Here is a 23,691-nt window from a genome sequence, read left to right on the forward strand (position 1 = left end):
TTCGTAATGCTCTTTTAATTCAGCTAATAATTTATCAATTGAATCCATACATAACACTGGTCACTGGTCACTGGTCACTGTCAACGGCGAACTAGGGCTAGCTGGGGTAAAGGAAGCGTGACAGTAAAGGTAGTTCCTACTCCAAGCGTGCTCTCGACAGCAATTTTGCCTCCGTATAAATCTACACATTTTTTCACGATCGCTAACCCTAATCCAGTACCGGGGATATCTCTGACATTTGCCGCACGATGGAATAAACTAAAAAGTGTTTCTTTATCTTCTAAAGGAATCCCAATACCATTGTCTTGAATTTTGAAGATAGCTTCATTGTCCATACACTGTAATATAAAGTGAATGGTGCTATGCGGTCGTGAATACTTGATGGCATTAGAAAGTAAATTGCTCAAGATGTGGCGGATTAAAACTTCATCAACACAAGCATCACCGCAATTTCCGTAAGTTACAAAAGAAATTGCGTGCTTACTATTCATACTTAAAAGAATTTCTTCTGCTAAATTCCTACACAATTCTGTTAAATCCATAATTTCGGGATTTGCTTTAAATTTACCTAAATCCGCACGACCAATTACTAAAACATCATCTAGCAATTGAGTCATTTTTTTAACTGTTTGTTTAATTTGCTGAAAGAATTGCTTTTTCCTATCTTTAGATAGTTGCTCGCCGTATATTTCAATCATTTGTGTAGATGACAAAATCACCTGTAGCGGAGAGCGAAACTCGTGGGAGACCATAGAAACAAAGCGAGATTTCAATTCATTAAGTTCTCTTTCTTTTTGTAAAGAAGAACGAATTTCTGTCTCCAAACATCTTCTTTGTTCGATCTCCATCAGGAGTCTTTTGTTCGTAGCGAGCAATTCCTTTGAGAGAAAACGCAATCGCAATAAAACTTCAATCCTAGAAAGCAATTCTAATTTTTGTATTGGTGTAATAATTAATTCATCAACATTTTGCCAAAGATAACGAGTCCTCATCCCTACACTTTGTCGTGGAGTGACTAAGAGAAATGGCAGTAAAACTGGGGATTCAGTATTTCTTCTCTCTTGTATTTGCTGATTTATACCTTCAAGCGTGACTCCACATAAAATACACAAATCAAAAGACTGCTGCCATAGAGCTGATATTTTTCCTTGGAGCGTATCAACATCAGGCACTATGACTTCATAGCGCGTTTTCAACCATTGAGCCAATAAGCGGCGATTTTCCTGATGTTCGAGCAAGAGCAAAATACGTCTCACAGTTCTTCTCCTAGAAAACTGCGAATTATTCTTATATAACTTTTACCAACCCAAAGCCGTATTAAAATACTGCGATCGCGATCGATAAACTTTCTTTGCTTGTCATTCTAACAGTAGTGTCAACCATAGAAACTCTAGATTATGGATGAAATTTTCATTCTACTGCGAATCATGACCTACCCATTCTGGTGTCCCGCTCAAAATTCGCCGCAAACTATGAAGTGGTTTGCCAACTTTGACTCCATAACGAGTGATTTCAATTTCCCGCAATGTTTTTTCAAAATCTGATAGACGTTTCTTCAGCACCCCAATTGCCTTTCGCATTTGACCTTGAACTTCTATATATCGTAAGAACACGATGTTATCAGCTAAATAACTAATACCTAACTCAGTGGCACGAAATTCTCCCGTAATATGTTCCGTTTCATTAATCAGTAGCACTGTGACACCCATATTCTGCAAATACTTACATAAAGCGTGAAGATGCGTGACTAAATTTTCCCCTTGTAAAGAAAGTCTGTAACCTGCAATACTATCAAGCATAACAATTCTGGCTTGTTTGACTTCTACCTCATGCCGCACCAAATGTGCAAATCGATCGGGTGTTAATTGTAACAGTTCTACCTCTACAATTGACAATGTACCTTTCTGTTTCATGGCACACGCAGGGATATTTATAGACTCAGAACGATATAGCAAAGTATTTTCTGCTTCTTCAAAAGTATAAATCACCGATCGCTCGCCTCTTTGTGCAGCTTCTTTCATAAACTGCAAACCTAAAGTTGTTTTACCGACACCTGTTGCACCCGTTATCAGAGTAACAGTACCTCTTTCCAATCCACCGTGCAGCATTCTATCAAATTCGGGAACGCCAGAAGGAATTGTTTGAGCAACAAACTCCTGCTTGTAAATTTCCGGTTGTAAACGCGGAAAAACTTCCATACCCGTCTTTGTCAACTGCATGGAGTGGAAACTGTGTTGAAAATCCGAACCCCGGAACTTAGTCACGCAGACACTTCTACCTAACCGAGAGTGGTTGAGATGGATAACGCCATCACTAATAAATTGCAAGTCATCATCAGGAATTCTGTTAATTCCTTCTGAGGAAAACATTACAGTAGCACCTTGTGATAAAAGAAAGCGAATAAAAGACAGCACTTGCTTGCGAAATAGGAAAGCATCGCCAGATAGATAGCGAAACTGAGTCACAGCATCAAGAAAAACACGTGATGGTTTTTTAGTTTCTACTTCCTCAATAATTCTTTTAGTCGTCGGTTCTCGTTCAACTTCAGCCGGAGAAAATATGTCGTAAGTTTGGACTTGAGCAAAAAATTCAGTATTTGGGCTTAGGTCGAGGAAGTCGATAAAATCAGCATTTATACTTAAAGATTTAGCATTGTCGCGAATTTGCTCGGCTGATTCCCCCAATGTGATGTACAAACAGCTTTCCCCTTGTGTAACTCCAACAGATAGAAAGTGCAATCCCAGGGTAGTTTTGCCAGCACCAGGTCCACCCCGTATAAGATAAGCTCGGTTTGGAAGTAAACCGCCATATAAAACTTCATCCAGACCTGAAACCCCAGTAGACAGACGTTGTTTAACCATTTGGTGGGTTATAACGATAAAAAATAAAATATTTATTAATATTTTGAATTAATTAATAGAAATTAGTGAATTTATTAAATTTATTTACAATAATGTATAGTAATGTTAAGTGAATAAAACAAAAATCACTCAAAATATATATCAATCCTATTTCCTATTTAATTTGTGAAATACCTGTAGGTAGGGAAGACAGCCCACCACTAACACTTTTGGTAAGCAATGCTCAGTACATAAAAATTGTGTACGGCTACGCGGGATATAGGGATTTAAAAATCAACGCTAAGATCTAGGTATTCTTCATGAAATCTTATAAAACAGTGAAGTTCAAATCCTGTACTATCTTGTTTTATGCAAAAAAATCAAATATTTATGTCTACAGAGAGGACTCCACACACCGTACCCCGAAGGGGTCGGTGTGTGCTAGAAGGTTGTTAGAGAAAACATAAACTTATGTTCCCTCAATCCCCATCCATAGCTTCAGCTTCCAACGTTGATATTCTTATCGTTGACGATGAACCAACCAATTTACGAGTTTTATCTACGATTGTGCGCTCATACGGGTATCAAGTTAGACAAGCTATTAGCGGGATTGTAGCTCTAAGAGCAGTACAGATACAGCCACCGGATCTCATTCTTCTCGATATTATGATGCCAGAGATGGATGGGTATCGGGTTTGCGAGCAGTTGAAATTCAATTCTGAGACTAAGGATATTCCTATTATTTTTCTCAGTTCGTTAGTATCTGGAATGGATAAGGCAAAAGCATTTCAATTGGGAGGAGCAGACTATATCACCAAGCCATTTCAAGTTGAAGAAGTTTTAGTAAGAATAGATTATCAACTAACACTGCGGACTCTACAAATTCAACTTCAGCAGAAAAACAATCGACTCAGAGAGCAAAATGAGCGACTTAAACAAGAAATTGAAATTCGTCAGCAAACGGAAGTAGAACTTCGACGTTCAGAAGCACAATTACAAGGTAGAACTCAGCAACTTCAGCAAGCTTTAGATGAATTGAAATTGGCTCAGACACAGCTTGCTCAAAGTGAAAAAATGTCTAGTTTAGGGCAAATAGCTGCAGGGATAGCTCACGAAATCAACAATCCCATCGGCTTCATCTATGGCAATCTAGATTATGCTTCTGAATATATGGAAGCACTAATAAATATCATCAATTTATATAATAAATATTATCCTCAGCCACACCCAGAAATTGCCAAGAGAATACAAGTTTCCGAACTCGATTTTGTGCTTAAAGATTTCCCAAAAGTTCTTAAGTCCATGCTAGTGGGAGCCGAAAGAATTAGAGATATTGTCTTATCGATGCGTTATTTTTCAGGTTATGACCAAGCTTATGCTCAGCAAGAAGATATTCATATTGGTTTAGATAGCACGCTAATCATCTTACAAAGCCGTATCAAAGAACAAACCAATCGAGTAGCAATTGAAGTGAAGAAAGAATATGGAGAAATTCCCCCAGTCAATTGTTATTCAGGACGATTAAATCAAGTTTTTATGAATCTTTTGAGTAATGCGATAGATGCTATAGAAGAGAAACTAGAAGTTGTAGAAGAACCTTTTCACCCAATTATAAAAATTTGTACGCAATTAAGCAATTCTAGTAAACAATTTCAAGATAAAAATACTCAATGGGTTGAAATTCGGATTGCTGACAATGGCATTGGTATTGCACCTCAGATACAACGTTCCATATTCGATCCCTTTTTTACAACAAAGCCCGTAGGAAAAGGAACGGGGCTGGGATTATTTATTAGTTATTCTATTATCGTCGAGCAACATAACGGTCAATTACAGTGTAACTCGGAAGTAGGAAAAGGCACAGAAATACTCATACGGCTTCCAATAGAAGTTCCTCAAAGTTTGGATGTCTCAACAACCAGAAAAGTAAAAATTGCTCCAAGCAGCTTATCACTTGAATCCGATATTGGTGAAATGTAAATATCTAAATAAGTTGCAGTTTGTTCGCTAATATACTTGACAGTTTGCACTTTGTATAGATAGCGATCGCGACTTACCTCTTCTATAAAAGCAATTGAATTAGGGACTTCCAAATAAAAAAATGTTCAACTTTCTCTTGTGGTGCTTTCTCTTGTGGTGCGGGCGTCCCCCTATCTCCTATCGGAGACGCACTCGCGTTCGGGTTCGCCCTCCGGGTTCGCCAGTCCCCTGCGGAGGGAAACCCTCCTTCAGGACTGGACTCACCGCCCGCCACCAGTATAAGACGGGCGAGGACGCCCATCCCACAAGATGGATAATTTATTGCTTGGAAATTCCTTAACTCATTCAAGTAACCAACTAAACAAATCTTCTACAGTGAGGTTGAAGTTTTCAGCAAATTCTGGCACTGGCAAACGTGCTTTTGGTTCATCGTAAAAAGTGACGCTTCGATTTGGCGGGTAAACAAATACCGATTGTTCCTCTGGATCGATTAACCATCCCATCTGAGTTCCATACTTAAGGTAATGCAGAATATTTTTAGTAACTTTAGTTTGACTTTGCTCTGGAGATAAGATTTCGATAGTCCAATCTGGAGCAATTGAAAAGACATTGGCTATTCCACCATTTTCCTTTCGTGGGATTCTTTCCCATAAAAACACAGAAATGTCAGGGACAATTGAGCGTCCGCCAAACGTACAGCGAAGTTCGGAGAAAGCCCGTGCAATCTGTTTGGGTTTGACAACCAAGTTGATTGCAGGTGCTAACTCAGTTTGAATAGCGCTATGTTCTCCTTGTGGCGTTGGTTTTTGGATGATACGCCCATCGATATATTCGCTAGCAGGTTCCGTTTCCGGTAGCTTCAAAAAATCTTCTAGAGTTGAGTATTGAGCAGGGGTTTGTACCATTTAAGGTTTCCTTAAGAGGTGCAATATCAATTTAGAATTTGTTGTTGAGTTATGCTGTTTATTCTTGATTCTATCGTGCTACCCTTTCCCCTTGCTAAATCTTCTCACAATGCGACCGCTTTTAACTAATGTATAATAGAGAAGAGCATTTTTGGGAATTGTTTGTGGGAGTTCCATATTTACGTAACTTGCAAATATGTCTCCAAAAGAATTGGAAACAAAAAGGCTAGTATAAAACAAGCACCACTTCCTGAAGGATCGCCAAGTTAGGAAGATTTTTGTGAAATGTTTTGGGAAGATATAGAAGCGGGAGTTGCAGCAAATCAATCTGGATTTAAGGTGGTTCGCAAATTGTTAAGCGATCGGAGGTTTGATAAATGAAAAGTAATGGATTTAATAAACTTGTTGCATTTCTAAATCAACTAGAACAGGAAAAAATCAGTTACACATTAGCTCACAATCGGGATGAAACCATAATGGTGAATGTAGCTGTACCTGGGGAAAGGTGGGAAGTAGAATTTTTTGAAGACGGTTCAATAGAGGTTGAAAAATTTATTAGTAATGGTGAAATTCTGGGGGAAGAAATTTTGATGGATTTATTGGATGTGCCTTTAAATTTAGACGAGCGTAGAGTTGAAATCAGTCATAATCCTGAATTGGCAAAGGCATACCTTCAGCATACGCTTGCGCTCTAATTAAAGAGTCAACAAATTCAGTGAAGCGATCGCCACCTGGTGTTTTTAATGAGAAAATATCGTAGGAGTTAATTGTCCACATTTATCTAAATATTATCTGCACTATATTAAGCTATTACTTTAGATTCATCATTTTAATTAGGGCTGACGCAAAAATCGTTTTTTTTCCAAGAATCGTCATTTTCAAGCATAAATCTTTGCCCAGAAACTCGGTTTCTTCCGTGTGAGTGCGTCAGTCCTTTTGATTAGCAGTTTAGTTTTAAAAATTAGCTTAATTTATGATATCACAATAACTCATTCGAGCAACCAACCAAGCTTTCTATGGTAAGGTTAAAGTCTTTATGAGCTTCTGGTTGAGTATCGCTTTGATTATCAGAAGGCAAAGCCCAATCGCTTTGCTACTTGTAGTGGAAAGCAACGAACAGTTGTGGTTTTAAATGAAGATGTAGCTAAGGTTTTTACGACACCAGAATCGGTTAATAAAGTTCTGAGGGCATTGATTGAGTCAATGCCAAAAGTAGCAGATGGCGAGTCAATCTAGCCTACATTGCTTAGAGGCCTACCTCCAAAAAAGGCATTCCCAGGCGGAGCCTGGGAACGAGGGTGACAGTCTGCTCACTGATTACTGGTCACTGGTCAGGTGGTCACTGTTTAATAGGCGTCCTGTAGTTCGTAGAAGTCGGGCGAGATGTAATCCTTACGTAGGGGCCAACCAACCCAATCTTCTGGCATTAAAAGCCGTTTGAGGTTGGGATGCCCTTCGTAAATGATGCCGTACATATCAAAAGATTCGCGTTCTTGCCAATCTGCTGTCTTCCAAATCCAGTAAACTGAAGGGACTTTGGGATTTTCTCTTGGCAAAAATACCTTGAGTCTTACTTCTTCTGGGCGATCGGCATTATCACTGATTTTAATCAAATGATACATACTGACTAACTGTTGCCCCGGTCCTAAGTCAATGCCACACTGACATTGGAGACAGTTGAAACCGTAAGCATACAGAGCAGTACACAGAGGCAGTAAAAAATCTGGCTCTACTTTAATAACCTCTACACTACTGTGGTCTGGTTCTAAAGCCTCATGAGCGAATTCATTTTCTGCCAACCACTGAGATACTTTACCTGCTTTCACTATCGACTGTTCGCCAGCCGGTACTGGTTTTGATTCTTCTTCAGCCACGGTTTGTTTCCTCCTTCGCTTTTTCTGTCAGGAGAGCAGGTGGTACTGGGAGACCGATCGCTTCTGTCAATTCCTTTGGTGGTGCAACACGGGTATCAGACATCAAGTACTGACCCGTATGAACTTGCTCGGTTGGGTTGAGTTTATGAGTTGTGCTGTAATAGCGGTGTTTTTGCTTAGTACGATTCCGCTCTTGTATGGAATCATCCCCTATTTTCTTCCGCAATTTGATAATCGCGTCAATAATTGCTTCTGGACGTGGCGGACAACCAGGTAAGTAAACATCCACTGGAATCAGCTTATCAACTCCACGGACTGCGGAGGGAGAGTCTACGCTGAACATACCGCCAGTAATAGTACAAGCACCCATGGCAATTACGTACTTTGGTTCTGGCATTTGTTCGTAAAGACGTACCAACTGGGGTGCCATCTTCATCGTAATTGTGCCTGCTGTAATAATGAGGTCAGCTTGGCGGGGACTCGAACGGGGAATCAAACCAAAGCGGTCAAAGTCAAATCGGGAACCAATAAGAGCTGCAAATTCAATGAAGCAGCAAGCAGTGCCAAATAGCAAAGGCCACAAGCTCGAAAGCCGTACCCAATCGTAAAGGTCGTCAACAGTAGTCAGGATAACGTTCTCTGACAAGTCTTGGGTAACTGTAGGACGCTCAATCGGGTTGAGAATGCGCTCTTTCTGCTGCTGCTCTATATTTGTATCTAAGACCATTCCAAAGCTCCTTTACGCCATGCGTACACTAGGGCAACTACAAGAATTGCTATAAAAATGAGGGCTTCAATAAATGCCAAAAGCCCAAGGCGATTAAAAGCTACTGCCCATGGGTATAAAAATACGGTTTCTACGTCAAAAACGACGAAGACAAGAGCAAACATGTAGTAGCGAATGTTGAACTGAATCCAGGCTCCACCGATGGGTTCCATACCAGATTCATAGGTGGTGCGCCGTTCTGGGTTGCGACCGCTCGGTCGCAGGAGCTTAGACGCTGATAGAGCCAAGGCAGGCACTAGGCTACAGATAATGAGGAAGCCTAGGAGGTACTCGTAACCGCTGAGGACAAACACAATAAGTTTTTACCGCTTGATAGTGCAATTAACTCTGTTAACCTTATTTCACATTATATCTATAATGATTTTCCTAAATGCCCAATCTGCAGAACTTGCGATGATTTGATTCGTTTTGGCTCGAGATAGAAAATTCCAACACTTGTGTCATAATTTTTAACATATGTTTAATATTTCCTTTTTACCAATGCCAGAGTCATGAGCGAACAAGCTGTTGCCGACACCGCGTTAGACAGATACGAATGCCGCGCCTGCGGTTATGTTTACGAACCCCAGAAAGGTGACGACAAGCACGATATTGCCCCAGGAACCTCTTTCGACGAATTGCCCAACAGTTGGAAGTGTCCGGTTTGTAGTGCTAAGAAAGTTGCTTTTAACAACATTGGTCCCGCAGGGACTGCATCGGGCTTCCAAGAGAACCTTAAATATGGCTTGGGTGTCAATACTTTGACTCCAGGACAGAAAAACTTGCTGATTTTTGGTGCTTTGGCTCTTGCTTTCTTGTTGTTTATGAGTCTTTATGGCTTAAAGTAAAAATGCTCTTCAAAGCCTTGAGGTCTGCATTTTCACAGAATTAGGTAAACAAATTTAGATTAGAAACTGACGAATAGAAATGTTTTCAATTGCAAAATCTTGGCAGCGTTTATTAGCTTTATTTGCAGTTATCCTCGCGTGCGTGGGATGTAGTAAGGTTCCTTCAACTTCTTACAACCCTTGGGAAGTGATTTCTGTACCAACACAGGCAAAACTTCTCGATATTGCCTTTAATGACCCCCAACACGGTTTTTTGGTGGGTAGCAATGCTACTCTGTTGGAAACTCAAGACGGTGGTTCCACTTGGCAACCTGTAGAATTACAATTGGAAGACCAACGGTATCGTTTTAACACTGTTAGTTTTTCAGGCAAGGAAGGATGGATCGCCGGAGAACCTTCTTTGTTACTCCATACTGTTGATGGAGGTCATTCTTGGTCGCGGATTCCTCTCAATGAAAAACTACCAGGTAACCCCATTAAGATTGTCGCCCTAGGAAAATACTCTGCTGAAATGGCAACAGATGTGGGTGCTATATACAAAACTACCGATGCAGGTCTGAATTGGAAAGCTCAGGTAGAGCAAGCTGTGGGAGTGGTTCGTAATATGAAACGCTCTCCTGATGGGAAATACGTTGCAGTTTCTGCTAAGGGTAACTTTTACTCCACTTGGGAACCAGGACAAACTGCTTGGGTTCCTCACAACCGCAACAGTTCCCGACGTGTCGAAAACATGGGATTCACGAGCGACGGGCAAATGTGGATGCTAGCACGGGGCGGTCAAATTCAGTTTAGCGACCCAGCAGATCCTGAAAAGTGGCTCGACACTCAATTCCCAGAACTTTCCACAAGTTGGGGTTTACTGGATTTAGCTTATCGCGACAGCAATGAAATTTGGATGGGTGGCGGTAGCGGTAATTTGATGCGTAGCCCTGACGCTGGCAAAACTTGGGAAAAAGATCGTGATGTTGAAAGCGTTCCCGCGAATTTCTACAAAATTGTCTTTTTGAACCCGAAACAAGGTTTTGCGATCGGCGATCGCGGTGTCTTACTAAAATATAATTCCAGTGTTGCAAGTACTGCCAAGTCTGAAGCAGCCTAGGTATTTATCCTGTTTTCTGAGAAAGAGGTTACGAGGTGTAACTCTTTCTTAACTTTGTAGGATAATGATCTCAATAGCAATCTTTATTGAAGGTAGGGATATAAATGTCAGGAACTACTGGGGAACGTCCATTTGGGGACATCATCACTAGCATTCGTTACTGGGTCATCCACAGCATCACCATTCCCGCACTTTTTGTTGCAGGTTGGTTATTTGTCAGCACGGGTTTGGCATACGACGTGTTCGGGACACCTCGCCCTAACGAATACTACACGCAAACACGGCAAGAGTTGCCAATTGTAGATAACCGTTTTGATGCAAAACAACAAGTACAGCAATTTAGTAACACAAAGTAGTTTCAAATTATGACAAGCGGAAATAACATCAATCAACCAATTACCTATCCCATTTTTACAGTTAGATGGCTTGCCGTTCACACCCTAGCAGTACCAACCGTCTTCTTTTTGGGTGCCATTGCTGCAATGCAGTTTATTCAACGCTAGGAGAAAATCATGGATAGAAATACCAATCCCAACAACCAGCCGGTTGAGTTGAACCGGACTTCATTGTACCTAGGACTATTACTCGTCTTTGTTCTAGGAATTCTGTTTTCCAGTTACTTCTTTAACTAACTGGAACGACCGTTATCCGTCGAGTGTTGATGTCTGAAATTGTATTGTGTATTCATTAAGGGAGGAAAAATCAGTGTCTGGAAGTGGCAGAATTCCCCTCTGGGTTGTAGCGACAATCGCAGGGTTAGGCGTAATCACAGTTTTAGGTATTTTCTTCTACGGCGCTTACGCTGGTCTCGGTTCTTCTATCTAACTAATAGTTAGTAGTTGATTTTTACAAATAACAACTGTAGGGGCGCAATGCATTGCGCCCCTACTAACTATTTGCTAATTACCTACTAACCATTTGCTAATTAACCGATATCGTCACGTTCAATGTATAGCAACATAAACGCCGATACTATACCGGGAAATAGCAAAACCGTTAGGGGTACAAGGATGGCAGGCAAGAATGCAGCTGAGTACATACAAATTCCTCTTAAATTGAGCAACAATTCATTTAGGAGCTTACTGCAAATTCTGTCCTGTTTTTTTGAACTCTAAAGATTTTTAACAAATTGGGCGATTGGTTAATTGTAAAGATTTTTAACAAAATTGGTTAGGGACTCCAAATAAAAAAATGGAACCGCAGATGCACAGCAAAGCACGCGGATGTAGCTAGTTCTTTAAATTCCTAGAAGTTCGTCTGGTCGTAACTGCGGTAAGTCTGGAGGAACAACGGTTTTCTGTATGGAAACTTTGTCACTTTCTTGTTTAGTAGCCATGTTGAGTGCGATCGCTTCCAACCGAATCTCCAGACACCCATAAGGAACGTTGATGTGAATGAGTTCTTCCATACCGCCCGAAATCAGAGGTAGGAAATTTATCAACCAACGAGGACCATCTATTAACTGACGAGTTTGGCAATCTTCTACCCAGAACTTCACAGCTAATTCAGAACGACGTTCGGTTAGCCGCACCCGCAACATAACAGATTTTCCAGAAATTAATTCGCCTTTTGGTAAATATATTTGAGGAACAGGTAGCAGTTCTGCCATCGCTGATGCTGTAGGCAATACGATAGGTAAATCCGATGCAGTTTGTTCCTCGTGCTGTACGAGATTGGGTGTTGAAAGATCGGGTAATGGCTCATCAAAATTATCATCTACCACTATTTCTTGTGCTAACAAGGTGAATCGTGCTTTACTGTAAGGGGAAGTGGTAACGGGTAAGTTATTCGTTGATTTTACAGATAATTCCTCAGAGACCTCTGCTATAACATTTGTTGCAACGTCTGGCTGTATGACTGTATACGCTTCTTGTGACTCCGCAACTGCACCTGCTTGTGTCTGCACTTCCTCTGATGACTTGCGAGCTTCCTCTTCCTGCGTCTCCTTTTCCTCTTCTACTGAAATAGGAACAGTATCAATATCATAATAGTCTTGGTCTCTTAAATTAATTGGTTCGGGAATAGCATACCCTTGACTTTGCATCCACTGTCTAATTAGAGGAGATGTGCTAGGCTCGCCTGTGACTATTAAATCAGAACTAGATACAGGAAAAATTTCAATAAGCGATCGCTTTTGAGATTCTCTCTCTTCTTCTCCTAATGGTGATGAATCTTGCTCTAGAGATCGATCTTGGGTTTGTGTCTCTTCAACATTAGGTTGAGAAATATCTTGTTTGAGAGGTTCGTTTTGAACTTGCGTATCTCCTACCTCTAATTGAGCGAAATCTTCATAAGGAGTTTCAACTATTTCCTGTTGATTACTAACTAGTGGTTGAAAATTAAATAACTCCAAAGGTTTACTTTCAACTTTTTGCCCGTCACTGATGAACGCTTTTATTTGCCTTAAATATGGAAAAGTCGTGCTTCGAGTTCTTACATAACCAATATCATCTGCACTCGACAAAGTAGGAACAACAGCACCAGGGGAGAGCGCCTTATTTTGCATTGAAGAAATTCTTGGCAATTGAGGTGATGATTGACGGCTAGAATCCTTATGAATTTTGGGCGGTAGAGTTTTATTAGGAATAGGATTGACAGCGAGAGGCTCAGATATTTTCGCTGTTTTAACGAGATTAAAAAATTCTAATCCTATTGGTATATTAGACTTTTTAGCTTCAGACGTTGCAAATAAACCAACTTCTTGAGTGTCTTCTACTATGTCTGATTCCTTATAAGATGTAGCGCTAACTGCTAATAAATCTGCTACATCTGCTGTAATTGTAAAAGACTCTCTCGCTAACAATAAAGTTTTGCTACCCAGCGAGATTGTACCATACAAACTAATTTCTGCTAAAATGAGTTTAGATACACATTCAACCGGAATTTCAATAGAGCATCGAATATTAAAAGGTAACGACTTTTCTGGTAAAGACTGACGCACTCTTCTGATCAATTCAGAAGCTTGTGGCGAATACAACTCAATTCTAATCTCACCACTATAAATTCTTTCATAATCAATTGACTCTTTTAACTTCACATATCCATTAATTGTAAGAGTTTGCCCCCAAGATACGGTGTATATTTCCCGATCTAACACTAGAGAAAGGAGACATTCCAGTATAGCTAAAGAATCTTCAGCAGTTTCTTCACCCACTAGCACTGCTTCCGAATCTGGTAAAGCTAATTCAATCAAATTGTTTAAAATTTGCTCTGCAGTTTCTCCTTTCAGCCATACTGGGTTAACAGGCAGAATATCTTCATCCCGTTCATCATCGCTATCAGCAGCAAGTACCTCCTTACTCTCTTGTCCTGCTTGCCCAATTGTTACCTTGGGAAGGACTTGTAACCGAATATCCTGTTGCCAAGACGTACCGAGAACATCCGACACGAGATTGCTCGAACAACGCAACTCCCAAATTCCAGGCTTGAGGTAGGTAAAAGGAATCACTGCCATTAAGCCATCAGAATTTACGCGACGCGATCGCCTTTGGATGCGTCGCTTAGGTGGCATCTCTAAAGTCGAAGTATGAGCAATCCGTACCTCCACATCCATGTTAGTACGATTTGAGCGAGCGACAATTCTGTACCGCCCCTCGGTAATTTCTTCGGTGGGTGATTCCAATGGACGCCAAGAGCGATCGCCTTGTTGCTGAATGAGAAATTGCCAGTTTTCCATTGTGACTGATACAGAAAAGATAAAGCCGCTTTTGTATAACTTGCAAGAGCTTGCTGACAGTTTAGCTCAATGCACTACCGAAAGTGTTATTTTTTTATCCAAGTATTGAAAGATTTTTGAATTATGTCTAATTCACTAAGTTCATCACCCATACTCGAAGCGAAAAACATCCGTGCTGGGTACATTAAAGATGTGGATATCCTGCAAGGCGTTAATTTTCGGGTAGACCCCGGAGAATTGGTTACAGTTATCGGTCCCAATGGTGCGGGGAAATCTACATTGGCAAAAACCATCTTTGGGCTTTTAACTCCCCATACAGGCACAATTACATTTAAAGGTGAAAATATTGCTGGGTTAAAGTCAAACCAAATCGTTCAACGAGGAATGTGCTACGTACCACAAATTGCCAATGTTTTTCCTTCCTTAAGCGTGGAAGAAAACTTAGAAATGGGAGCTTTTGTCCGTAATATTCCCCTGAAACCGCTTAAAGACAAAATATTTGCCATGTTTCCTAGGTTAAGCGATCGCCGTCAGCAACGAGCTGGTACGTTATCAGGTGGGGAACGTCAGATGTTAGCAATGGGTAAAGCATTGATGTTAGAACCGAGTTTATTACTACTTGATGAACCCTCTGCTGCATTATCTCCCATACTTGTCACCCAAGTGTTCGAGCAAATTAAACAAATCAACCAAAGCGGTACAGCAATTGTACTTGTAGAACAAAATGCCCGGAAAGCTTTAGAAATGGCGCATCGCGGTTATGTACTAGAGTCCGGGCGCGATGCAATTTCCGGTCCCGGTTTAGAATTACTCAACGATCCCAAAGTCGGCGAATTGTATTTAGGGGCTGGGAAGAGACACTAACCATTAACAATTTATTAAACCGGTGAAGTACATACATCGACTGCTAGGCAGTACGATGTAGGCTTCGAGTAAACTCTCGAATTTCCTTGAGGATACTCATAGAATCCGAAGACTCTATTATCAATTTCCCCCGACGGCTTTTTATAGTAGGGAAAACTCCCAACCCTACTCGTTTGATGTTGACTGCCGCATTGATATCACGGCAGATAATGCCAACATTGCACGCTTGACAATCATGAATTCTATCTGACAAATCTTTCAGGACATAGGCATCACAATTGCAACAAATTTGGCTCGTGTAGTTTGGTTTTATCTTGATAACCTGCCCCCCAGTTTTCTCGACTATGTAAGACAAGATATCAACAAACTGACCGAACCCCGCATCCAAAAAACTTTTGTTTAATCCACTTTTTTGAGATTGATGATTTGGTAAAAACTTTCCGTTCTCATCAAGTTTCGCTTTATTCCTTAAGGTAAGATTTTTTAAGTCTAAGTCCTCTACAAAAAATATCTTTTTACCAATCCTTGTTAACCGATGACTTGCTTTGAAGTGATGGTCTTTACGACAACGCGCAATTTTCTGATGTAACTTAGCTTCCTTCTTTACTAACTTACGTCGTTGAGCACTCCCCTTTTTTTTAGTAGACTTCTTTTGTAATATCTTTACTAGTTTATCTTGGTTTTTACGAAATGCTTTTACAGAGGGTAGTAGTTCGCCTTCCGAAGTTGCAATGAAAACATCGCCCTCTAGTACTGCATCTAGACCACTAGAATTATTAACAGTTGGTACGATTTTGATAGATGGGTTATTGGGTACTGATTTGTCTTCCAATGACAGCGTTATATACCATCCATCTGCTTTCTTTGAAACAATACAAGTTTTGACCTTGAACCCATCAGGTATCGGTCTATGAAAGATTATTTCTATCTCCCCTATCTTAGGAAGTTTAATGAATTTCCCATTAATCCACCTATCTAAAACTTGAGTGTAAGTGAATGACTTAAAAGTTGATTCAGATTTAAATCTGGGTTTGCCACAATGAAGGATACAACCATGACACACATCATTGAAGATTTTATAGATTCATTAAAAATACCGGAAATTGGCAATTCCTCTAGCACCCCGCTCTCTCGTTGACCGACGGTCAACGAGAGAGCGGGGTGACTAGCCTCAAAAGCAAGGGACTTCATCCCGACACCCATCTGAAACAGATAAGGTGCGGGATTCTGACCAAAATAGTTAAATCTTAACTCTTACGCCCTTAGAGATTTTGGTATGTTCCAGTCAACAACCAAGCTGTTATCAGTTGGATTCATTTACCGAGAAATATTAATGAGTCGAATTAATGGATTTGTAGGGCGTCGTAATTTTTTACTAGGTGTAGCTGGCTTTGCTACAGCTGGTAGCTTACTCTGGTATCAACGACAAACTTCCATATTACAAGCAGATGCAGATACAAATCCAGTCAATCCCCATCCAGTCACAGCTACAGAAGCTCTCAAACGCTTGCTGGAAGGGAACCAACGATTTGTAGAGCGAGAGCGTAAATATCCCAATCAATCTCTTAAAGACGTACAATTGCTAGCAAAAGGTCAGTATCCTTTTGCAGCAGTATTAGGTTGTTCGGATTCTAGAGTACCGACGGAAATTATCTTTGACCAAGGGCTTGGAAATCTCTTTGTCGTGCGTGTTGCAGGGAATGTCGCTAGCGATATGGCGGTAGGAAGTTTGGAATATGCCACATCAGTTTTAGGTTCTCAATTGATAGTCGTTTTGGGTCATAAAAAATGCGGTGCTGTCATGGCAGCACTTCAAGAGAAACCAGCGCCCGGTAGGATTAACTCTATTATCGAGGGAATCAAACCAGCTGTTGCAAGAGTTAGATTAAGCAAAGGCGAGAATGCGATCGCGGCTAATATTAAATATCAGGCAGAAAAGCTAAAGAGTCAATCGACGATTTTGGCTAATCTGATTCGGGTAGGCAAATTGCAGGTTGTAAGTGCTTGTTACGATATTGATACTGGTAAGGTAATTTTTAAAACGTAGGATTACTGAGAAGGAGCTTAGCATTTTAAATATAGCTCCTCTTTCTTCTCAAATTATAGAGTTATTTTTCATACTAAATTGGGTATAAGTACTAAGACGGTTAGCTAATAGTCAGTGTCATAGTGGTGAAGTATAAATGGTAAGAGTAAGGAACCGCACCCTTAACGCAGACAGACGCAGATGGGAATTGAATGAGATTACAGAAAGGATTATTGGTTGTTCTTTTACAGTTGGAAGATATTTGGGATGTGGATTCTTGGAAAAGGTTTATGAGAATGCCTTAACTTATGAGTTAAGACAAGCTGGGTTGTTTGTTGAACAACAGTATGAGATTGAGGTACAATATAAGGACGTAGTTGTTGGGAAATTCGTAGCCGATTTATTAGTAGAAAAACGTGTGTTAGTCGAACTGAAAGCTGTAAAATATTTAGATGAAATCTATTTTGCACAATGCCTCAACTACCTAAAAGCAACAAATCTTAACATATGCCTATTAATCAACTTTGGGAATCCAAAAGTAGAATTTAAACGTATCGTTCAAAACCTATAATTTCTGTATTCATCCGCGTGCATCTGCGTTAAGGGTGCGGTTAAAAACAATCGTGAATCTCAACCTCAACCCAGAACACCTCCAAATCATCTACACACAAGCCGAAACCACCTACCCAGAAGAGTGCTGCGGTCTACTCTTAGGTATTCTAACCGACCAAAACAAAACAGTAATAGAAGTCATACCAACAGAAAATGCCTGGTCAGAGACATCAGACCCCTTCGGAGATATTACAGCAAGCAAACAACGAAGATACACGATCGCACCCCAAGTCATGCTAAAAGTGCAAAAAGAAGCACGCGATCGCAACCTGAACATCATAGGTATTTATCACTCCCACATCAACAATCCAGCAAACCCATCTGAATTTGACCGCCAATTAGCTTGGCAAGAATACTCATATCTCATTATCTCCGTCATAAATGGCAAAGTGACTGACATAAAAAGTTGGATTTTGAACGATAATCATCAATTTCAACAAGAAGCCATCGATACGGGGAATCTCGAAGAATAATAATTGTAATGTTTTATGCACCAGTCTTCACTCACGACTCCCAATGACACACAATTTTCGATAGGATAATAAATCCGCGCTTCCTCATCAAATTGTTATGCTTAATCCCAATCTGGATGAAATCCAGCTAACACGAGAAGAATACGAAAGGTACTCCCGCCACCTCATTTTACCTGAAGTGGGGATGGAGGGACAAAAACGCTTGAAAGCAGCTAGCGTGTTGTGTATCGGTACTGGTGGCTTGGGTTCGCCACTGCTATTATATTTAGCAGCAGCTGGGATCGGACGCATTGGTATCGTTGATTTCGATGTTGTTGATACCTCCAATCTGCAACGTCAAGTCATTCACGGCACGTCTTGGGTAGGTAAACCCAAGATTGAATCAGCAAAAGATCGCATTCACGAAATCAATCCCCACTGTCAGGTAGATTTATACGAAACTCGCCTGACTTCGGAAAATGCCCTCGATATTATCCGACCCTACGATATCGTGGTAGATGGTACCGATAACTTCCCAACGCGGTATTTAGTCAACGATGCTTGTGTACTGTTAGATAAGCCCAACGTTTACGGTTCTATTTTCAGGTTTGAAGGGCAGGCTACAGTCTTTAACTACGAAGGCGGACCAAACTACCGCGACCTTTATCCAGAACCACCACCACCAGGAATGGTTCCTTCTTGTGCAGAAGGTGGGGTACTAGGAATTTTGCCAGGGATGATTGGTGTGATTCAAGCTACGGAAACTGTCAAAATCATTCTCGGTAATGGGACGACTTTGAGTGGAAGATTATTGCTGTACAACGCCCTAGAGATGAAATTCCGGGAATTGAAGTTACGTCCTAACCCAATTCGCCCGGTCATTGAAAAACTGATAGACTACGAGCAATTCTGCGGTATCCCACAAGCCAAAGCACAAGAGGAGAAACAGCAGATGGAAATTCCAGAAATGACAGTGCAAGAATTAAAGGAATTGCTAGATGGCAGTGTAAAAGATTTTGTGTTGCTAGATGTCCGCAATCTCCACGAGTACGAAATAGCTAAAATTCCCGGTTCTGTTTTAATACCTTTACCAGAAATTGAAAATGGTGAAGGAGTCACAAAGGTACGGGAATTAGTAAACGGTCATCGATTGATTGCTCATTGTAAATCAGGTATGCGTTCCACAAAAGCTCTCAATATCCTTAAAGAAGCAGGAATCGAGGGGACAAATGTGAAGGGTGGTATTCTTGCTTGGAGTAAGGAAATCGACCCATCAGTACCAAGTTATTAGAAACGGAACTGCATTCGATGTAAAAAAACTAAACAAATTAAACTTCTTGTGGGGTGGGCGTCCTCGCCCGTCCATCCTCTTTATTTAGAAAATGGAAAAACACACCGAAAGCACAGCGCGATCGCATATTTTATGGTTGCAAGTTTGCAGTTTGGCAGGAGTGCAAGGGGGAGGGAACCGGAAATCTGATTTCCCCCCCTATCCATGGGGGAGACTAAGGGAGGGAAATCTACTTCTGTGTACACCATAGCTTGCCAAGTATCACCTCAGAATTATTTCTCTCAAAAAAGAATTTTATAAGTGTTTAAGTCCATACTTTTAAACATAAAAATTTACCGCTCGCTGACCACTGGTCACTGGTAACTGGTTACTGTTACAGCCTATTTCCTAGGTAATGAGTAATATTACTTTACATACTTCTTTTGATAGCCAACAAATTATCTTTTGTAACAAAGTTTGACCCGTTAGAATCGTCTGATGAGAAGATATCCTGTGCTCAAAAAAGTTATATACTGAAAGTATAAAAATTGTTCTATGAATACCTTGAAAAGGAGGAAGTTCATATGCTCGCTATAGTCGCCTTCTTTGCTGGCTATGCAGCTCTATCTGCATACTTTATTTCTGTTGTTGAGTAGTCGTATAAAGCCTGCTTCCTTGTATCTAATGTTATCGCATTGTACTCAAACTTGTTCTTAGTGTTATTTTAATTATTTAAAGTTGAAATAGCAGAAGAAAACATTAGATTCAGGAAGCAAAGTTTTATATATTTTTTATTTTTTCACTGGTCACTAGTCACTGAATTGCTGGTCACTGTTTCTTGACGAAATGCGGTAACGACGCGATCGCGTCCTGACTGTTTGGCACAATATAAAGCAGTATCAGCAGCTTGAATGACTGCCCCTGGTGTTAAACCGTGCATTGGAAAAAGTGAGACTCCTAGTGATAGAGAAATTCTGCTAAGTGACTGGTGACGGTATTGCAGATCTAACTGCTTAGCACCTTCGCGTATTTGCTCTGCGCGTTCCAAGCAAATTTCTAAGGTTGTTTCTGGTAATACAATCAAAAACTCCTCACCGCCATAACGGCAAGCAATATCAGCTTGGCGAATTTGTTGTTTAAAAAATCCGCCGAGTTCTCGCAAAACTGTATCGCCTGCTTCATGACCGTAAACATCATTGAAGCCTTTGAAGCGATCGACATCTATCATAATGATACCTACCGAGTATTGCTTGCGTTCTGCTCGGTATATTTCTTTTTCTAAAAACTCATCTAGATAGCGTCGATTGAACAAACCAGTGAGGGGGTCGCGAGTGCTTTGCTGTTGAAGTGCTTCGCGTAACTTTAAATTTGCTAGAGCCAGTGCAATATGTTCGGAAACTCTAGAGGCTAACTGTTGTTTTGATTTTGTAAATTGTCCCTCTTGTTGTGAAGTCAAATACAACATTCCTAAAGCTTCTCCTTGTGCCATCATAGGAACGCAAAGAGATTCACCACACCAATCCTGACTCATATGCGTACACTGCAAACCACTGCATTTAGACTCTACAAAATGAGTGCGTCCTCGCCTTAGTCCCCAACATTCTTCAGGCGTAAACAATTTTTTACTCGATAATGTTGAGGTTCCCCAAGTCGTTACGGCTTCTACTAAATATTTTGAAGGGCTAATAATAAAAACTCCTCCCGACATATCAGGAAACAAGCTTTGAACAAAATGAGCAATAACTTTATAAGCTTCCTCATTTTTCATACACGCTTGTAGAAAGTCACTCATTTGACTGAGTAAAGCAATTTCATTGTTGCGAGTTTCTAGTTCTTTCACCCAAGAAGACAACTGTTCGTTGGCTTGCTTAAGGGCTGCTTCAGTTTGCTTGCGTTCAGTAATATCTCGATTAACTTCAATTGTTGCTGTAGGCTGACCTTGTTCGTTGTAAAGCGGTACGACGACTTTTTCGCATACCCCCTCAGTACCATCTTTGCGCGTGAAATTCATTTCACCAGTCCAGCGACCTGTATCTAAAGTTCGCTCTATGATTTTTTCTGCCATCACAGTAGAATTTTCCGACTTATGAAGAACTTCTTGTGTTGTTCCGAGCGATCGCACTCTAGCATATCCGAACATTCTTTCTGCCGCGCTGTTGCAGTCAATAATATTACCAGATAAGTCAGTAATAATAATGCTATCGGAAATATTTTCAAAAATACATGCTTGTTGTTTTAGAGTTTCTTCTACTAGTTTACGCTCGGTGATGTCTAAAAGTTGAAATACAAAGTATAATGGAACACCATGAAGCTCGCGCACGAGTGAAGCACTTAAAAGCACCCAGACAACGTGTCCCCGTTTGTGAATGTACCGCTTTTCAAAATTGCAATAGCGAACTTCTCCATTTAATAATTGATTGCTGTAGTTAAGACTGAGCTCTACATCATCTGGATGAGTTATGGCTGGAAAAGTTGTAGACAAGAGTTCTTCTTGTGAGTAACCAGTAATTTCACATAAAGCACGATTCACTTGTAGCCATCGACCATCTGTTGCGGTTAATGCCATACCAATTGCAGCAGAATCAAAAGCACTGCGAAAGCGCTCATTACTCTCTCGTAGCGCTTCCTCCACCCTTTGACGTTCTGCAATCTCGCGTTCTAATACTTGATTGGCTGTTATAAGTTGTGTCAAGTTGGGAAGAACAAGGGCTTGAGGCATTGCTTGCACGAGCATTACACCTGCCACGAGTGAAGTAGTAGCTGTTATTGCTTTGACACTACCTGAAAACCAGTACGCTGGATGCCATAGCGTCCATATTGCCACTAGATGCGTTGTTCCACAACAGAGAATAAATACACTAAATAGGTAAAACACCCAGTAGAAAGGTAAATCTTGCCGTTTATAAGGAAAATAAAGAAGCACGATTGAAATGGTATAGTAGGCAAGTGCAGTTAAAGAGTCAGATACAGTATGCAGTAATACCAAATTTGGCTTCCAAAGGTAGCATTGCCCGTGGGGGATAAACTGTATCATTATTAATTGAAGAAAATTTAGCATATTGACTCGACCTTCTCTAATTTCCCCTAATCCATCGATCTAACTCTGTCCTGGAAATGTCATAACATTCACAAGCAATTGTTTCTAACTCAAGCCGATTTAAAATTGTTATCTCACCGCGATCGTAATCAATCAGTCTTGATGTACGTAGTTTTCTTGCTACTGCCCCAACACTGGCACGGCGTACTCCCAATATTTGAGATAAAGATTCCTGAGTCAGTGGGAACTTATTTTTTCTCATGCGATCGTGAATCATTAGCAGCCAACGACACATACGTTGTTCCACTGAGTGAAAATTATTACAAGCTACAGATTGAGAAATTTGTACGATTAACACGTGCGTGTACTGCAGAAGAACCTCTTGCAGTAGCGTTTTCTCGCACATTACTGTTTTGAATATATCTGTACGCATTCGCACAGCCTCCCCAGAAATCTGTACCACTGCCCTAAGAGGTGTTGTTGGAATTCCTAAGACTACAGAAATACCTACCATCCCTTCGTAACCTATTAAACCCACTTCAGCTTGAGTCCCATCTGCCATTGTTGTCAGTAGAGAAACAACACTATGAATTGGGAAGTACACGTAGTCTATAGATCGTCCGGGTTGAAACAGAACTTGCTTGAAACTGAGAGGAACAGTTTCTAGATGAGGAAGTAATTTTCGATAGACTTCATCGGGTAGTACCGATAACAGCCTATTGTCGATCGGTGATTGAACTGTTTTAGCCATTGGGAACACTATGAGCTACATCGATAATACCCGTATCTAGTAAAGTGCCATCACACATTTAAGTTAAATATGATGCATTAAATTTCTTGATTAAATTTAGATAAAGTAGCAAATAATTACTTACAATTAGTTATTTATGCTACTTACTGCGAGCGGACATCTTTGTTGATACGAGTATATTGATGTCACTTAGAATTGATGAATTAATATAACTGAAGTTTGATGAACGCTAGCGTACAACAATACCGTACAGAATTTACACAAAATTAACTCTCCAATACCCAAAACCAGTACCGATAATACAAAAAAAGAGGGTATTTTTGATTTTTGAAATGTATAAATTCTTTATATTTTCTCAGAAAACGGGATATTGCTAGATTAGATTATTTTTGTCATTGCTTTTTATTTACATTATTAATTCCATTTGTTCTTCTCTCCCAAGCAAGAAAATTTAGAGGCATAAAATATGCAGCTAGAATTCAGCAAGATAGAGTTTTTATCCATCAAGTAATCGTCTGAAATCTAGGTAGAAATATAATGATATCAAAAATATTTTTCTGCTAATAAAAAATATTTATTTCTCTAGCAGCCCTAAATCATTTGTAAAAATTGTGAATACCGTAGGGTGGGTTATGCCGCACAAAAGTATTAGTGGTGGGCATTGCCTACCCAGCCCTTTCAACACGAACGC

At 40.4% G+C, this 23,691-nt stretch carries 23 protein-coding genes; 13 read left to right on the plus strand and 10 right to left on the minus strand.

The features are described 5' to 3' along the window. Positions 1-80: 80 nt before the first annotated feature. Together ACKTT2_RS41070 and ACKTT2_RS41075 are read right to left on the minus strand one after the other, a co-directional pair. Complete coding sequence (locus ACKTT2_RS41070) at positions 81-1,256, minus strand: ATP-binding response regulator (protein WP_407897378.1); 1,176 nt, start codon at positions 1,254-1,256, stop codon at positions 81-83. Between the two features lie 159 nt (positions 1,257-1,415). Continuing rightward, positions 1,416-2,861 (minus strand): ATPase domain-containing protein, encoded by a 1,446-nt coding sequence (locus tag ACKTT2_RS41075; RefSeq protein WP_407897380.1) that lies wholly within the window; start codon positions 2,859-2,861, stop codon positions 1,416-1,418. Between the two features lie 450 nt (positions 2,862-3,311). On the opposite strand from ACKTT2_RS41075, the gene ACKTT2_RS41080 reads away from it, so the two are divergent. Further along, positions 3,312-4,820, plus strand: a complete 1,509-nt coding sequence (locus ACKTT2_RS41080) for a hybrid sensor histidine kinase/response regulator (RefSeq protein ID WP_407897382.1) — start codon at positions 3,312-3,314, stop codon at positions 4,818-4,820. 341 nt (positions 4,821-5,161) lie between these two features. Here the strand turns inward: ACKTT2_RS41080 and ACKTT2_RS41085 are convergent, their stop codons facing one another. After that, on the minus strand, positions 5,162-5,725 hold the full coding sequence (locus tag ACKTT2_RS41085) for a Uma2 family endonuclease (RefSeq protein ID WP_407897384.1): 564 nt from the start codon (positions 5,723-5,725) through the stop codon (positions 5,162-5,164). 377 nt (positions 5,726-6,102) lie between these two features. On the opposite strand from ACKTT2_RS41085, the gene ACKTT2_RS41090 reads away from it, so the two are divergent. Beyond that, a complete protein-coding gene (locus tag ACKTT2_RS41090) occupies positions 6,103-6,420 on the plus strand; it encodes a hypothetical protein (RefSeq protein ID WP_407897387.1) in 318 nt (105 codons plus the stop codon). Between the two features lie 651 nt (positions 6,421-7,071). Here the strand turns inward: ACKTT2_RS41090 and ACKTT2_RS41095 are convergent. The 3 genes from ACKTT2_RS41095 to ndhC are packed head-to-tail and all read right to left on the minus strand — an operon-like array spanning position 7,072 to position 8,679. After that, positions 7,072-7,599, minus strand: coding sequence for an NAD(P)H-quinone oxidoreductase subunit J (locus ACKTT2_RS41095; protein WP_407897389.1), 528 nt, complete (start codon positions 7,597-7,599; stop codon positions 7,072-7,074). After that, a complete protein-coding gene (locus tag ACKTT2_RS41100; RefSeq protein ID WP_407897391.1) occupies positions 7,592-8,326 on the minus strand; it encodes an NADH dehydrogenase subunit K in 735 nt (244 codons plus the stop codon). Before ACKTT2_RS41100 ends, ACKTT2_RS41095 begins: the two co-directional genes overlap by 8 nt. Beyond that, positions 8,317-8,679, minus strand: a complete 363-nt coding sequence (gene ndhC / locus ACKTT2_RS41105; RefSeq protein ID WP_038082265.1) for a photosynthetic/respiratory NAD(P)H-quinone oxidoreductase subunit C — start codon at positions 8,677-8,679, stop codon at positions 8,317-8,319. The genes ACKTT2_RS41100 and ndhC overlap by 10 nt, the downstream gene beginning before the upstream one ends. Before the next feature lie 198 nt (positions 8,680-8,877). On the opposite strand from ndhC, the gene ACKTT2_RS41110 reads away from it, so the two are divergent. The 6 genes from ACKTT2_RS41110 to ACKTT2_RS41135 all read left to right on the plus strand — a co-directional run bounded on the left by ACKTT2_RS41110 (position 8,878) and on the right by ACKTT2_RS41135 (position 11,137). Further along, positions 8,878-9,213, plus strand: coding sequence for a rubredoxin (locus ACKTT2_RS41110; protein ID WP_407897393.1), 336 nt, complete (start codon positions 8,878-8,880; stop codon positions 9,211-9,213). 79 nt (positions 9,214-9,292) lie between these two features. Continuing rightward, positions 9,293-10,312: a photosynthesis system II assembly factor Ycf48 gene (locus ACKTT2_RS41115; RefSeq protein WP_407897395.1), complete on the plus strand. Its 1,020-nt coding sequence runs from the start codon at positions 9,293-9,295 to the stop codon at positions 10,310-10,312. Between the two features lie 104 nt (positions 10,313-10,416). Further along, positions 10,417-10,668 carry a cytochrome b559 subunit alpha gene (psbE, locus tag ACKTT2_RS41120; protein ID WP_407897397.1) on the plus strand — a complete coding sequence of 84 codons (252 nt, stop codon included), beginning with the start codon at positions 10,417-10,419 and terminating at the stop codon, positions 10,666-10,668. Between the two features lie 9 nt (positions 10,669-10,677). Further along, positions 10,678-10,815, plus strand: a complete 138-nt coding sequence (gene psbF / locus ACKTT2_RS41125; protein ID WP_038082272.1) for a cytochrome b559 subunit beta — start codon at positions 10,678-10,680, stop codon at positions 10,813-10,815. 9 nt (positions 10,816-10,824) lie between these two features. Beyond that, positions 10,825-10,944, plus strand: a complete 120-nt coding sequence (gene psbL / locus ACKTT2_RS41130; RefSeq protein WP_072040825.1) for a photosystem II reaction center protein PsbL — start codon at positions 10,825-10,827, stop codon at positions 10,942-10,944. Positions 10,945-11,017: 73 nt separating this feature from the next. Beyond that, entirely contained in the window at positions 11,018-11,137 is a 120-nt protein-coding gene (locus ACKTT2_RS41135; RefSeq protein ID WP_096591750.1) for a photosystem II reaction center protein J, read from the plus strand. A 412-nt stretch (positions 11,138-11,549) separates the two neighbouring features. On the opposite strand, the gene ACKTT2_RS41140 is transcribed toward ACKTT2_RS41135, so the two are convergent. Then, complete coding sequence (locus ACKTT2_RS41140) at positions 11,550-13,988, minus strand: hypothetical protein (protein WP_407897401.1); 2,439 nt, start codon at positions 13,986-13,988, stop codon at positions 11,550-11,552. 123 nt (positions 13,989-14,111) lie between these two features. Between ACKTT2_RS41140 and ACKTT2_RS41145 the strand changes: the two genes are divergently transcribed. Further along, positions 14,112-14,852 carry an ABC transporter ATP-binding protein gene (locus ACKTT2_RS41145; RefSeq protein WP_407897403.1) on the plus strand — a complete coding sequence of 247 codons (741 nt, stop codon included), beginning with the start codon at positions 14,112-14,114 and terminating at the stop codon, positions 14,850-14,852. 43 nt (positions 14,853-14,895) lie between these two features. Here ACKTT2_RS41145 and ACKTT2_RS41150 read toward each other — a convergent pair whose 3' ends face one another. After that, positions 14,896-15,915 (minus strand): RNA-guided endonuclease InsQ/TnpB family protein, encoded by a 1,020-nt coding sequence (locus ACKTT2_RS41150; protein ID WP_407897405.1) that lies wholly within the window; start codon positions 15,913-15,915, stop codon positions 14,896-14,898. Positions 15,916-16,185: 270 nt separating this feature from the next. Between ACKTT2_RS41150 and ACKTT2_RS41155 the strand changes: the two genes are divergently transcribed. The 4 genes from ACKTT2_RS41155 (at position 16,186) to moeB (ending at position 19,233) form a co-directional block, all read left to right on the plus strand. After that, positions 16,186-16,899, plus strand: coding sequence for a carbonic anhydrase (locus ACKTT2_RS41155; protein WP_407897613.1), 714 nt, complete (start codon positions 16,186-16,188; stop codon positions 16,897-16,899). A 136-nt stretch (positions 16,900-17,035) separates the two neighbouring features. Further along, positions 17,036-17,449 carry a GxxExxY protein gene (locus ACKTT2_RS41160; protein ID WP_407897407.1) on the plus strand — a complete coding sequence of 138 codons (414 nt, stop codon included), beginning with the start codon at positions 17,036-17,038 and terminating at the stop codon, positions 17,447-17,449. Between the two features lie 34 nt (positions 17,450-17,483). Further along, positions 17,484-17,963 (plus strand): M67 family metallopeptidase, encoded by a 480-nt coding sequence (locus tag ACKTT2_RS41165; protein WP_407897409.1) that lies wholly within the window; start codon positions 17,484-17,486, stop codon positions 17,961-17,963. Positions 17,964-18,060: 97 nt separating this feature from the next. After that, positions 18,061-19,233 carry a molybdopterin-synthase adenylyltransferase MoeB gene (moeB, locus tag ACKTT2_RS41170; RefSeq protein WP_407897412.1) on the plus strand — a complete coding sequence of 391 codons (1,173 nt, stop codon included), beginning with the start codon at positions 18,061-18,063 and terminating at the stop codon, positions 19,231-19,233. Positions 19,234-20,011: 778 nt separating this feature from the next. Here moeB and ACKTT2_RS41175 read toward each other — a convergent pair. Then, positions 20,012-22,246, minus strand: coding sequence for a diguanylate cyclase (locus ACKTT2_RS41175; protein ID WP_407897414.1), 2,235 nt, complete (start codon positions 22,244-22,246; stop codon positions 20,012-20,014). Between the two features lie 40 nt (positions 22,247-22,286). Beyond that, a complete protein-coding gene (locus tag ACKTT2_RS41180) occupies positions 22,287-23,000 on the minus strand; it encodes a Crp/Fnr family transcriptional regulator (RefSeq protein WP_407897417.1) in 714 nt (237 codons plus the stop codon). Between the last annotated feature and the right edge of the window lie 691 nt (positions 23,001-23,691).

The sequence above is a fragment of the Scytonema hankhaensis NUACC26 genome, from assembly GCF_045865695.1.
GTDB lineage: Bacteria > Cyanobacteriota > Cyanobacteriia > Cyanobacteriales > Nostocaceae > Scytonema.